Here is a 13606-nt window from a genome sequence, read left to right as displayed (position 1 = left end):
AATCGCCCCGCGTGCGTCAGAGGACGTGCGCGGGATCGCTCAGGCCGTATTGCGAGGACAGCCGCGCCAGCGCGATGCTGTCCTGGATGCCCAGCTTCTCGAACAACCGCGCCTTGTGGGTGTTCACGGTCTTCGCGCTGAGGCTCAGCCGTTTCGCGATGTCTTCCTGGCGCAGGCCCTGCACCAGCAGCATCGCCACTTCCAGTTCGCGCGGCGAGAGACTGTCGAACGGCGTGGCCTCGCCGCCCAGTCCGGCCAGCGCCAGATGCTGCGCGATGCCGTTGGCGAGATAGCGCTTGCCGCGGGACACCTCGCGCACCGCGCGCAGCAGTTCGCCCGCGTCTCCGCCCTTGCCGACATAGCCCGAAGCGCCGGCTTCGATCAGGCGCTTGGGCATCGGCCCGTCTTCCAGCACCGACACCACGACGACGCGGCTGCCGTAGTCGCCCTTGACGATGCGCTCGGTCACTTCCAGGCCGCTGATGCCGGGCAGGTGCAGATCGCAGAGCACCACGTCCGGCCGCAGCCTGCGGATCATCGGCAGCGCGCTCTCGCCGTTGTCGGCCTCACCGACAACTTCGATATCGGTCTCGGCCGACAGCATCATGCGCATGCCGGTGCGCACCAGCGCATGGTCGTCGAGCAGAAAAACGCGGATGGTCATTCCCTGTTCCTCGTGGAGTACGTCCCGGACACAGACTAGGCGAGGCCCGCGCGGCCCTCAACCGGCGTTCGCCGCGTCCGCGTGTCGGAAAATTCCGACCCGCTCCGCGCGGGTCGTCGGCGCGGGCATCGGCGCGGATGACTTCCGACACCTCATGCGCCGGGCCGGGTCTGTCACGATCCGGTCTGCCATCCTCCGGAGTCGCCCGATGTCCTTCCTCACGCGCCGCCAGATCCTGCCGGCCACCGCGCTGATCGTTTCGCTGCTGGCCGGCTGCGCATCGGCGCCGAAACCGGTCACCGACGCGAACGCCGCAGGCGACGGCTGGCACGCCGATGTCGCGCGGATGGCCGACGCCGCCGACAACACCGGCCGACGCGCGCATCTCGAACAGCGGCTGCAGTCGCTCGGGCTGACCGTGGACAAGCAGACCTTCGCGGCGCAGAGCCTGCAGGGCGAGAACCTCGTCGTCGACCTCGGCGGCCCGGCCGGCGCGCCGCTGCTGCTGATCGGCGCGCATTCCGATCGCGTCGGCGTCGGCCGAGGCGCGACCGACAACGCCTCCGGCAGCGCGGTCGCGCTGGCGCTGGCGGAACGCTTCCAGCGCAGGCCGCTGGCGCATCACCGGATCAAGGTGGCGTTCTGGGATCTGGAGGAGCTCGGTCTGCTCGGTGCCGCCGCGTATGTCGAGCAGAAGCGCGAACGGCCTGCGCTGTACGTGAATTTCGACGTGTTCGGCTGGGGCGACAGTCTGTGGATGATGACGCCCGATCCCGCGCATCCGCTGGTCGCGGCCACGCGCGACGCGGTGCGGGCGCAGGGCCTCGCGCTGTCCGCCGGCGAGCAGTATCCGCCGTCGGATCACCGCGCCTTCCTCAAGGCCGGATGGCCTGCGGTGTCCTATTCGCTGGCGGGCGCCGACGAGATTCCCGGCATCATCGAGATGTTCGCCGGCAAGCGGCCGATGTCGCGACCGAAGGTGATGAGCGTGATCCACACCCCGAACGATACGCTCGAACAGGTCGATGCCGCCGCCGCGGCCAGGGGCATCGACGCGGTGGAGGCGGCGCTGCGCGAGTGGGACCGCCACTCGCGCTGATCTCTCGCAGTCCGTCGACTCAGGTCGACGCCGGCAACGACGGCAGGAGATCGCCGGGGCGCCAGCCGCCGGCTTCGAGCGCGTCGAGCAGACCCGCGACTTCGGCCTTCGCGTCGAGGCTGTGCACCGGCAGCACCAGCACATCGCCGGATCGCGCCCACGCCAGCGCCTCGCGTGCGGCATCGGCTTCGCGCAGCCGCACCGGCAGCGCCGATTCCGGCATGCCCAGGCGCAACAGTTCCTGGCGGATCACCTGCGCCACCTCGCCGGCGGTGCGGCCGCGCAGATAGCCGTCGATGTCCTTCACCACCACCAGATCCGGCGCGTAACGCGCGGCGGTGGCGGCGAGATCGCGGATCTGCGCGTCCTCGCGATTGCCAGCCTGGCCGAGCAGCAGCGCCAATCGTCCATGACGATGCGCCTGGGCGATGTCGAGCAGTCCGCCGAGACCATCCGGATTGTGGGCGTAGTCGAGGAACACGTCGATGCCCGCGAACGTCCACCGCTGCAGGCGACCGGGGTTGTCGGCGTGGCTGCGTCCGAAATCCGCGAGCACCGCGCGCAGCGTCGCGATCGGCACGCCCATCAGCGATGCGGCGAGCGCGGCACCGGCGGCGTTGGCGATGTTGTAGCGCGCGCGGCCGCCGAGCGTGATCGGCATCGCGACGATCGCGCCGAGGTCGTGGGTCTCGCTGCCGTCGTCCAGCAGCAGATGTCCGTCGCGCGTCGCGCAGCGCGGCAGCGCCATCGCGTCCGCCGGCAGCGCGGTGTCGTCCACCGCGAACCATGCGATCCGCGGCGCGCGCTCCGGGCCCAGCCGTCGCAGCAGCGGATCCTCGGCATTCAGCACCAGCCAACCTTCGGCCGACACCGCGCGCGCCACCGTGAGTTTGACCTCGGCCAGATCCTCGACCGAGTGCACGCCGTACTCGCCGAAATGATCGGCGCTGATGTTGGCGACAACGGCGACATCGGCCTGCGCCAGCGCCAGCCCGCGGCGCAGCAGGCCGCCGCGCGCGGTTTCCAGCACCGCGGCTTCGACATCGGTGCGCCGCAACAGCTGGCGCGCGCCGCCGGGGCCGGAATAGTCGCCGCTTTCGAGCCGCTCGATGGCGCCGGCATCGCCCACGAACAGTCCGTCGGTGCAGGAATGCGCGGTGCGCAGGCCGTGCGCGCGCAGCATCGCCGCGATCAGGCGCACGGTGGTGGTCTTGCCGTTGGAGCCGGTGACCAGGGCCGCGGGAATGGTGCCCAGCCGCGGCCACGGCACGTCGTCCGCAGCGGGCACGTCGTCCAGCGCCCAGGTCATGCCGTGCACGCCGAGCCCCAGCGTCAGCGCATCGTCGTCGAACAGTGCGGGCAGCGCATGCGATGACGAGGCATCGAGCAGCGCCATGACCCGCGGCCGGCGCTCGGCCGCGGCGAAACGCTGCAGGGTGTGCAGCGCGAGCGTGGTGTCGTGTGCGGCCGGATGTCCGGGCGCGTGGAAATCGTCGAAACCGACGCTGGCGCACCACGCCCATTCGTTGATCTCGGTCGCGGCGTACAGCTGATCCGCCGGCGCGACGAAGGCCAGCGAGGTGCCGCTGCGATGCACTCGCACCACCGGCTCGGTCGTCGGCCAGCCCAGCGCCTCGCGCGCCGCGTTCGCGCGCATCCACCACGCCGCCAGCGCGATCGGATCGCGCGCCTGCGCGCCGAGGGTTTCGAGCGCCGCACCGCAGCCGGCGAAATACACGTTCGAACCGGTGAGCCGTCGCGAATCATCGAAGGGCGGCTCGCGGGGCGGTTCGCCCGGCGGGGGGATCACGGTGCTCAGTCGTCGCTCTCCCGCGAGATGAAGATGCCGCGCTCGTCGCGGCTCACGCCTTCCCACTGCTCGGGCGAGAACCGCGGCTCGGCGCTCGGCGCCTCACTGTCGTCGAGCGTCGCCGGCGCGCGCGGCGGCGCCTTCTCCGGCGCGCCTTCGGGCTTGAACTTGATCACCTGCTTCCACGAACGCACCAGCGCGTCGGCGAAGATCAGCAGCACGTCGCCGGGCTGAGCCATGCGCAGGCCGGCGTCGATCGCTTCCTGTTCGTCGGGAATCAGGCTGATGCGCTCGTCGGGCACGCCGTGTTCGCGCAGGGTCGCGGCGATCAGCTTCGGCACCTCGTCGGGGGCGCGCCCGCGCAGGCCGTCGTCGCGCCGGCAGATGTAGTGATCGAAACCGCCGGCCACGGCCCTGGCGATCTCGCGCAGATCTTCGTCGCGGCGATCGCCGGGACCGGCCACCACCACCAGACGCCGACCGCTCACGTCGAGACGCTTGGCCAGATCGGCCATCGCCGCCACCGCATGCGCGTTGTGGCCATAGTCGAACAGCACCTTGAACGGATGCTCGTTGAACACGTTCATGCGGCCCGGGGCCTGGAAGAAGGTACTGTCGAAGGTGCGCAGGCCGGCGCGGATCGCGTCGAGCTTCAGGCCCATCGAGAACGCCATGGCCGCCGCGAACATCGCGTTCTGCACGTTGTGCAGCGCCTTGCCTTCCAGCGTGGCCGGAATCAGGTGCGTCCACAGCAGCGGGATGTGGCTGCCCTTGTCGTACAGCGTGATCATCTGGCCGTTGACGCCGCCTTCCAGCGCGCAGGCGCGGCCGCCGGCGCGGATGTGTTCGCGCACCAGCCCGTGCGACGGATTCATGGTGACGTAGCAGATGACCTTGGCATCGGTGTAGCCGCCCATCTTCAGCACGTTCGGATCGTCGGCGTTGAGCACCGCGCAGTCCTCGGCCACTTCGACCACGATGCGCTTCACTTCCGCCAGCTGTTCCAGCGTATCGATGCCCTTCATGCCGAGATGGTCGGACTGCACGTTGAGCACCGCGCCCACGTCGACCTTCGGCACGCCCATGCCGGCGCGCAGCAGGCCGCCGCGCGCGGTTTCCAGCACCGCGAAATCGATCTGCGGGTCGGCCAGCACCATCCGCGCCGACACCGGCCCGGTCATGTCGCCCTCCACCGTGCGCTGGCCATCGATGTAGACACCGTCGGTGGTGGTGAGGCCCGGCGTGTAGCCGGCCATCTTCACGATGTGCGCGAGCATGCGCGAAGTCGTGGTCTTGCCGTTGGTGCCGGTGATCGCGGCGATCGGCACCCGCGACGGCGTGCCCTGCGGGAACAGCATGTCGATCACCGGGCCGGCCACGTCGCGCGGCTTGCCCTCGCTCGGCGCGACGTGCATGCGGAAGCCCGGCGCCGCGTTGACCTCGCAGATGCCGCCGCCGATGGTCTTGTAGCTCTCGGCGATGTTGGTGCTGAGGAAATCCACGCCGCCCACGTCCAGCCCGATCGCCTTGATCGCGCGCACCGCCATCTCGCGGTTGTCGGGATGGATGATGTCGGTCACGTCGGTGGCGGTGCCGCCGGTGGAGAGATTCGCGGTGGAACGCAGATAGATGATCCGGCCGGCTTCGGGCACGGTGTCCGCGGTCACGTCGACGCGCGCCATCATCATCTCGGCCTGCGCGTCCAGTTCGATCCGCGTCAGCACCTTCTCGTGGCCAATGCCGCGGCGCGGGTCCTGGTTCACGATCTCGACCAGTTCGCGGATCGTGTGGGTGCCGTCGCCGACGACATGGCCCGGCGTGCGCTTGGTCGCGGCCACGAGTTCGCCGTTGACCACCAGCAGGCGATGGTCGTCGCCTTCGAGATAGGTCTCGACGATGACCGAACGCGAAATCTCCTTCGCCTTCAGGAAGCCTTCGACCACTTCCTCGTCGCTGGTGAGGCGGATGGAAATACCGCGGCCGTGATTGCCGTTGTAGGGTTTGGTGACCACCGGGAAACCGATCCGGCGCGCGGCGCGGCGCGCGGCGCCTTCGCTCTGCACCAGTTCCTGGCGCGGCACCGGCAGGCCCAGCGAACCGAGGATCTTGTTGGTCTCTTCCTTGTCGCTGGCCAGTTCGACCGCGATGTGCGGGGTCTTGCCGGTCACCGTGGCCTGGATGCGCTGCTGGTATTTGCCGTGGCCGAGCTGCACCAGCGATTGTTCGTTGAGGCGCAGCCACGGGATGTTGCGCTCTTCCGCGGCCTTGACCAGCGACATCGTCGACGGTCCCAGCGCGCGGCGCTGCGCGTAACGGATGAACGCGTCGCGCGCATCGGGCCAGTTCCAGTCTTCGGGGATGGCGTCGGCCGAACGCAGTTCCGCCGGCAGCAGCGAACGCAGCAGCTTCAGCGCGAGTTCGCCGGCCTCGATGCCCTCCTCGCGCTGCGCGTATTCGTAGACCACCGAATACACGCCCGGACGACCGTCGATGCTGCGCGTCTTGCCGAAAGTCACGTCCTCGCCGGCCATGTTCTGCAGCTCGATGGCGACGTGTTCCAGCACATGGCCCAACCACGTGCCCTCGCCTTCCTTCATCCGTCGGATCAGGCCGCCGGGCGTGCGATACGAGCAACCGTGTTCGGCCAGCCCGGGCACCGCTTCGATCAGGGCATCGACGAAGGCCGGACCGAGCTTGCCGGTGGGCCAGTCTTCCAGCCGCTCCAGGTCCAGTTCCAGCCGGATCACCGGGAAATGCGCATACAGCGAGGGGCCGACGAATACCGAACGATCGATGATGCGCATGCGGACGAACTCTCCTGATTATTCCTTGGGCCTGAGCAGCGCGCCGGCCGAGGCCTTGCGCGTATGCAGGTTGAACGTAGCACCGGCGACGAGGATGTGGAAGCTCAGGCCGAGCAGGCACACCGGCTCGCCTTCGTCGACCTGCGCCATCGACGAAAACTGCAGCCCGGCGGCGTCGACCACGGTCACGCCGCCGCTGCCCAGCACCTCGACGGTGTTGTCCGGCGAGATGAGCGCCGCGGTGTCCTCGTCCAGGCCGATGCCGATCGCGAACGGATTGAAGGCCAGCGCCGCGGTGAGCCGGCCCAGGCGATCCCGCTGCCGGAAATGCTGGTCGATCACGAACCGGTTGGTCAGCCCGAGGCCGGGCGCGAGCCGCACCATGCCCGCGATCGGGGTCGGGCCTTCCTCGCCGAACGCGATCATGTGTTCGCTGAGGAAGGCGGCCCCGGCGCTGGTACCGGCCACGTGGGTGCCGCGCGCGTTGCAGATGCGGATCGCCTTGGCCACCGCGGTGCCGCCGAGCAGCGTGCCGAGCCGCAGCTGGTTGCCGCCGGTGAAGAACACGCCGGTCGCTTCCTCGATGCGTTCCACCCGGCGCGGCTCGTCGGCGTCGCGGCGGGTGTCGAAATCCATCACGTCGACCCGGCCCACGCCGAGGTCGTTGAAGATTTCCACGTAGCGCGGGCCGGTGCGCAGCAGCTTGCTCGCGGTCGGAATCACCACGATGTCGGCGTCGGCGCCGCCGCAGAGTTCCACGAAGCGGGCGAGGATCGCGCGATCGTTTTCTTTTTCCTCGGCGCCGCCGATGGGGATGATCCAACCGCGCTCTTCGCCGTCGGGAATTTTACTGGGGCACATCTGACATCCTGGATTTGTTGCTGGAAGTGGAATTGCTGAAGTCGTTACGCGATGCGTGCGCTAGGCGTGCGCATGCCGCGTTGGATGTTCGAACGGCCCGTGCCGCAGCACATCGCCATCGCGCACGTGCCACATGCCCTGCGCCATGACATCGGTCACGCCTCCGTCCGCATCCAGTGCGACGAGATCGGCATCGGCGCCGACGGCGATCTCGCCCTTGCCCGCCAGGCGCAGCGCACGCGCGACATTGCGGGTGAAGGCCGGCAGCACGGCGTCGAGGGCGTGGCCGCGTGCGAGCAGCGTGCGCAGCGTGTCGATCAGCGCCTGCGAGCGGCCCACGTCCATCCGGCACAGGCGGCCGTCGTGATCGAAGGTCGGCAGGCAACCGCCGGCATCGGAACTGATCGTGATCCGTTCCGCTGGCGCGCCCGCGGCGCGATAACGCTCCCAGGCATCGGCGGCGGACCATGCGTCCTCGCCGTCGTCGACCGGGAACGCGGTGATGTCCACGGTGCAACCGCGGCGCGCCAGCGTCAGCGCTTCCTCGAACAGCGCTTTGCGGCGATTGACGTGGGTTGGGTGGAAGGTGCGCGCCGGCAGTTCGGTCTCGTCCAGCGCGCGGCGCACCAGCTCCAGCCCGCGCGGGCCGTCACCCAGATGCAGATGCAGCACCCCAGCCTTGCCGGTCATCAGTCCGGCGACGTGGCAGTCGGAAGCGATGCGCAGGCATTCGTCGAAGGTCGGCTGGCTGGAGCGGTGGTCGCTGATCGCCAGTTCGCCCACGCCGATCACCGGATCGAGATAGACGATGTCGCCGCGGACGCTGCCGGTCAGCGTGACCGGCGGCAGGTGATAGCCCCCGCACCAGGCGAAGGCGGCCAGCCCCTGCTCGCGCAGCGCATGGACCGAGGCCAGCAGTTCGCCCGGGCTGCGGGCCAGATCGTCGGTGCCCAGCACGCCGACCACCGTGGTCACGCCCGCCGCGGTGAACCGCGACAGCGGCACCGGCGGCACCCGGGTCGCGAATCCGCCCTCGCCGCCCCCGCCGGTGACGTGGGCGTGGCCGTCGATGAGTCCGGGAATCAGGCGTTTGCCGCCGAGGTCGATGGTGTCGAGGCCGGGGATGGTGGGCGCGGCCTCGGTGGTGTCGCCGATCCAGAGGATCCTGCCGCCGCCGATCAGCAGTTGCCGCGGCCCCCTGTCTTCGGGGGCGAAGAGGTGGGCGTTGCGGATGAGGGTCGGTGGTGCGCGGTGCGCGGCGGTGAGGGTCAGGGCCATCCGGCATTTTAGCCGGTTGGGGCGGTGGGCGCCCTTCGGATGACATACGCCGCCGCACGGCGTTGGGCCGGGTCGTCTTGTTATTCCGGGCCGGGAGTCTTTAGCCCTCGAGAAAGCAAAGCAAGTGCCCCTGTATCGCTTGGCGTCGTCGGTGCCAGCACACGATCATCCCTCGGTCTCAGGGGTGTACCGTTGTGCTCTCGACACACATGGATCATGCGTTGTGGTCAAAATCCAAAATTTATAAAAAACTGGGACTAGGCGAGAGCAGTCTGAAAGTTTAGAGCTACAACTCGCAACCCAATGTGAGCACTCATATAGCTGCAGTACTCCTGGAAGTTATCGGACTTCTCACGATCCGCAAGGTCAGACACCGCTTTGACGCAAAGAACCTCAGTCCGCGGCTCAGCAGAGACAGCGGCGGCGTAATACAAACCAAAACATTCCATGTCCACACCTACCATCTTCCGGTGTTGACTCCGAAATGCCTTCTGGATATCAGTGGAAGCGACAACGGAACTGCCTGTCACCATAGGCCCAATTACAATCCTGGGAACATGGCTTGGTCGATTTCCTTCGAATTTCTTGTGTATTGCTGAAACCTCTTCAGAAGAGACGGTTCTAGCGAGTGCCACCAGCCTCCCTGAGGCATTTCTTTGATCAACCGATGGCAGAAGCACCCCATCATCTGTCCACTTCCCGGCCTGCCAGTCCCAACTCCTTTCAGCGACGATTACATCTCCGAGGCGAACCTCGTTTGAGAATCCGCCGCAAATTCCCGTCATGAGCAGCACTCTCGGCCGGAAGCAGCGAATAATAGATTCAGCGGCATGTGCGGCTGCGACTGGACCCATCTGTGCTGGGTGCGCACAAACTACCTTTCGCCCCTCCAAGTCACCCACCCCGGAACCCACTTGATACAGCACACTATTGTTAAGCAGTGCTTCTTGCTCAAGTCTTAGTGGCCATTGGCTGGCAACCGCACTCAGCTCGGGTACGCGAAGCGCATCCAAGATGGCGATGTCGTACTGGTAAGCGGATTCCGCTGCCTTCGTCCGTCTCATAAAAAGTACGAGAGAAGCAAGCAGACCTTTCCAGTCGTCGGCCCCCGGGGCGACATGGAAGATCTGTAGCGTCATGGAGCGAAACTCTGCTTCGAAGTCCCGCATAGCTGACGGGTCCGCAGTCACACCAAAGATATATCGCGGCGCGACAGACACCCCATCATCGATAATCTGCCGAAGAAACTCTATGCTGTTTGCACCAGAAGCTACGGCGTTCTTTCGTGCCGGCAATAAAACGTCTAGCAACATCGCATCGAAAGCAACACTCTCGATAGCCTTTCGCGCAGAGGCAACGCTATCGCAGCAAACGATGTCTTCTGCTGCAACACCATTTGCAACCAGCTGTGACTGAAGCGCAGAAGTTTTGCCTCGGTCATCATCCACAATCAAAAATCTCATCGGCGATCCGCCATGTCGTTTTTCTGCAGCACTTTAAGTAGCGATTCCCGCCACTCGCCAAGCTGGCCCGTATAGTGAATGACCCCCTGAAATCTTGCGCCAAATTCTTCTCGAAGCTCGGACGCGAGAGTGGAAAGACTTTTCCCAAGTCCGTCACTCTCCGGGGGGAACTCCTCGTACTGGGTAATGACGACACTAAGCGTCGAAGTCGTCTCCGACTCAATAAAGCGCAGGATGTCTTTGCCCCCATAACCTTGCGGCTGCCCGCCGTGTGCGCGATTAGAAGCGAGCTCAAACGTCGGAAGCGACATGTCTATGATAGCGAGAGCCACGTCCTCTGTGGACAATATTTTGATCGCACCAACAAGGGACGTGGCCCTCATTACAGTGAAGGATTGGTTAACCGAATCCGACAGGAACGATAATATCGATCGCAATTTCGGCTCATCGTCTTCTACGACAAGAACAGTCTGAATTCTAGTAGGTTTCATACACCCCGTTCCTCTCGTAAAGCGGGATAGTAACGATGGTAAACCAACGCTTAGAGTCCACGCCAAAATCAAGCGGGGTCGGACAAAGCGCTCTATCCACGTATCGCGACATTCGGGAAAGTTTTGCAAATCCTGAGCCGCCTTCGCGACTTGTGCGTTCAACTGCAGCAGTCGACAGGTGTCTCTCTCTGAGTTCATCCAAATGCCCGCTGCCGAGTCGTTCTAGGACATCTAAAGACAGATCATTCTCGACGCGAAGCGTCAGGAGTCCATGCTCCCGATCAAGCTCGGCGATAACGTCTAGCGAACCGATATCAACCCCAAGACCCGAGTACTTCCATGCATTCTCAAAAATGACAAATAGCGAATCGCTTAGCGCAAATAGAGCTCCAGTTGCTAGCGGTGGATCCTCCCCTGGCTTGCATGAAATCTTGATTTCTGCAGGGAACGCGCGATGGACGCGCTTGGTCGATGTCCGGGCAATCTCAATTGCGGCGGACAACTTATACTGATCTTCTTCTGATGGAATAGGAACTTGGAACCAGTCTGCAATGGCGTCGCACTGAGTCCGCGTTTCTGTCGAAACGGCTGTAAGGGCGGCCACTAAGGGGCTGGTCTTCGACCCAAGCAATCTGAGCGATTCTAGACACGAATCGAACTCCTGTCGAACGCGATCTTTAGCCGTATTGCGAACATAGTCTGCAAGATCGGAGAGCCCGATTTTGACGTACTCCCAAAAAAGGAAGTAGGCCATATAGGAGAATGTACTGAAATTTATGGCCTGCCCTTTCAGCGAGGCATTAAGAATTTTCCCCGAGACAGGAACGACATACTGGGCAATAGCACCGAGCGGCTTCTCGGCGCTACGAATCTGCACCCGCTCATTCACAAGCTCATCAGCTATTGCTCTAAGTCGTGACGCGAGCTGCTCCATCAAGCCAACTACTGCTCTTCTATCAGCCTCAGTTAGCCGCATAACATCCGACCATCTCTCGTCGAAGGCTGTCTTCGAAAAGCCAGACGCAGTGTAGAACAGGCCTTGCTCTTCCAGCGGACCGAAAAGTGTCCCCCTCAGACTTCCATGCCGGATTCTTAGGCTTAGAAAGCAGTCCAGACCATCCGCCGGATCGGTTAGAAACCGTCGATAAAGTCGCTCGAAAATGTTAGCTAAGAGCACGTCTGCTTCTGTCGGATCACCACCAGACAGCTCCCGCAGGAACTCTTCGTTCTGAGGATCAACGATGTACTGGCGGACAAATTCGTCATCTATTCTAGCGCTAGGAGACGATTCATTCGTCGCTTGCCATCGCTCAAAGTCCTGCGACAACTCCTTCTCAGCCCACCGCGTGATTGCAGGCTCATTTACAAAAATCCGGTTCTGGTCGATATGTTTAAGGCCCTTCCGAAGTGTCTGGTCTAGGGTCAGATTCTTGATCTCTTCGATGTACTCAACTTCGGACGACGGATCCCATGTGAGAAGTAGCTGACAAACGTTCATGCGATCGTCAGACACAGCCTCTATCGAGTCGAGAAGGTGATTCATTGAGAGGTTCTCTTCGATCCAAACATCTCTTAAAAATGCGATTACCAACCTCTTCCATGCGCTGTCGATCGAGGATTCATAGTTGAACGCGACAGCGTCGCGATCTCCGGAAACGGCAAATCGACGGCAGGCCATCTTGCAGATGTATGCGATCTTGGGATCGCCAGACGAAACATGGGCGTGATGCGCAACTAGTCCGATCATCTCTGGGGAAATGTCCTTGAAGCTTGCCCAATCTCGTTCCTCAAAGATTGCAGAAACAGGAAGTTCGACCGTGTAACGAGGATTGTCCAGAATCCATGTTGCCGCAAGATCGACTGCTTTTTGTGTTTGCTTGCCTCGTATGAGCGACCAAAGCTTAAGCTTGGCCCCTTGCCTTCGCCAATAGTCACTTACCCCCTCCAAGGCCAAACCAAGTTGATAAGCCTCTTCGAATCTGCCTAGGACAATAAGCTGCCTCCCAAGCCAAAGGTGGAGAACCCCAATTGGCGCCCAATCGACGGAAAGTGCACCACCCTTAATGATACCTGTGAGCGCTTTGCATGTTCTTCGCGCCATTTCTTCTGGATGCTTCTCGGCGAGTGATTCAACAAGTGATCTAGCCGCAGCATCCGGGAACGCGGCCGCATCCTCTGGGCATATGAGTGGCAAGAAAGTTGCAGCCTCTATAGAGCATGCGCGTGTCGATAGGAAGTCAGACATCCCGTGCTGCGAGGCCATGCCTACTCCTTGGCCAACATCCAATGATCTCAAATTCAAACCCAGCTTTAATAGTGATGAGATGCTTGATCCTGCAATAACTCCGTCTCGCGTGCATTCTGCCAATAGATCCGGAACCTTTTCGAGAACTCCAGAAATCGAAGCTCCCGCAGAGGGCCTTCCGACGATGAGATTGCCAATTTCTAAGGATTTCGGATCAAGCGCCCTTACGTTGAGCAGACTTTCATCGGGTTCCGCACCCAAAGCCACACCAAGCTTTAGTAGACGATGGTCATCGTAGCCGTCGCTCAAGAGTCGGGCAATCGCCTCTCGCACTAGAGGCCTGACGTGGGACAAATCCTTGTCGTCCACAACAATTCTGAAGACATCTATGAGAGACTCATAATAGTCAATCAAAGAAGACGTGGCCTCTCTGGCTAATATAGTTGGAAGCCCCTTTTCCGGATCGTCCACATGCCCAATCGCACGATACAGGAGATACCGGGGCAGCCAGTTCGAGCTAGTTTTGAAGCGCGGAAACGAATCTCTGCATTTCGAATAGAACGAGTCATAAGAGAACGACTCATCATTTCTTTCACTAAAAATATGCGCCAGAAGACCGCTTACTCGATTCGATGCAGCATTCTGCAGCCGAGTTGACCACGCCTTCTGCGCTTCATTCCCATTAATAAGTTGTTCGAGCGCACACCGGAGCTCGACATACCACATGCTCCAACCTGAGAATGCAGAGAACGCGTCCAATCTTTCGATTGCACTCGCTCCCTCACCATTTATAAGCAGGCGCTGGACCTCCTGAGCCTCAACTCTGAATCGGCTAATCTTCTGACTCTGGCCTTCAAGCCAGCATGTAGCCCATTTAATCTCCCGCTCGAG

Annotated in this window: 9 protein-coding genes; 1 reads left to right on the top strand and 8 read right to left on the bottom strand. The window is 63.0% G+C overall.

The features are described 5' to 3' along the window. Positions 1-16: 16 nt before the first annotated feature. Positions 17-664: a response regulator gene (locus tag ABD974_RS14655; RefSeq protein WP_345304077.1), complete on the bottom strand. Its 648-nt coding sequence runs from the start codon at positions 662-664 to the stop codon at positions 17-19. Between the two features lie 208 nt (positions 665-872). Between ABD974_RS14655 and ABD974_RS14650 the strand changes: the two genes are divergently transcribed. Next, positions 873-1763 carry a M20/M25/M40 family metallo-hydrolase gene (locus ABD974_RS14650; RefSeq protein ID WP_345304076.1) on the top strand — a complete coding sequence of 297 codons (891 nt, stop codon included), beginning with the start codon at positions 873-875 and terminating at the stop codon, positions 1761-1763. A gap of 19 nt (positions 1764-1782) precedes the next feature. On the opposite strand, the gene ABD974_RS14645 is transcribed toward ABD974_RS14650, so the two are convergent. From ABD974_RS14645 to ABD974_RS14615, 7 genes are all read right to left on the bottom strand, one after another. Next, the gene (locus ABD974_RS14645; RefSeq protein WP_345304075.1) at positions 1783-3573 is read right to left on the bottom strand and encodes a Mur ligase family protein; all 1791 of its coding nucleotides are present in this window, start codon (positions 3571-3573) and stop codon (positions 1783-1785) included. Between the two features lie 5 nt (positions 3574-3578). After that, positions 3579-6377, bottom strand: coding sequence for a cyanophycin synthetase (cphA, locus tag ABD974_RS14640; protein ID WP_345304074.1), 2799 nt, complete (start codon positions 6375-6377; stop codon positions 3579-3581). A gap of 18 nt (positions 6378-6395) precedes the next feature. After that, on the bottom strand, positions 6396-7238 hold the full coding sequence (locus ABD974_RS14635; RefSeq protein ID WP_345304073.1) for a cyanophycinase: 843 nt from the start codon (positions 7236-7238) through the stop codon (positions 6396-6398). Positions 7239-7298: 60 nt separating this feature from the next. Continuing rightward, entirely contained in the window at positions 7299-8516 is a 1218-nt protein-coding gene (gene iadA, locus ABD974_RS14630) for a beta-aspartyl-peptidase (RefSeq protein ID WP_345304072.1), read from the bottom strand. Between the two features lie 257 nt (positions 8517-8773). After that, a complete protein-coding gene (locus ABD974_RS14625; RefSeq protein WP_345304071.1) occupies positions 8774-9979 on the bottom strand; it encodes a phosphorylase family protein in 1206 nt (401 codons plus the stop codon). Continuing rightward, the gene (locus ABD974_RS14620; protein ID WP_345304070.1) at positions 9976-10470 is read right to left on the bottom strand and encodes a response regulator; all 495 of its coding nucleotides are present in this window, start codon (positions 10468-10470) and stop codon (positions 9976-9978) included. Before ABD974_RS14620 ends, ABD974_RS14625 begins: the two co-directional genes overlap by 4 nt. Then, entirely contained in the window at positions 10457-13441 is a 2985-nt protein-coding gene (locus tag ABD974_RS14615; RefSeq protein WP_345304069.1) for a hypothetical protein, read from the bottom strand. The genes ABD974_RS14620 and ABD974_RS14615 overlap by 14 nt, the downstream gene beginning before the upstream one ends. Positions 13442-13606: the final 165 nt, after the last annotated feature.

This window comes from Lysobacter hankyongensis (assembly GCF_039543145.1).
GTDB classification, from domain to species: Bacteria; Pseudomonadota; Gammaproteobacteria; order Xanthomonadales; family Xanthomonadaceae; genus Lysobacter_I; species Lysobacter_I hankyongensis.
The sequence above is the reverse complement of the archived record's forward strand: the minus strand, read 5'-3'. Positions and strand labels throughout refer to the sequence as shown.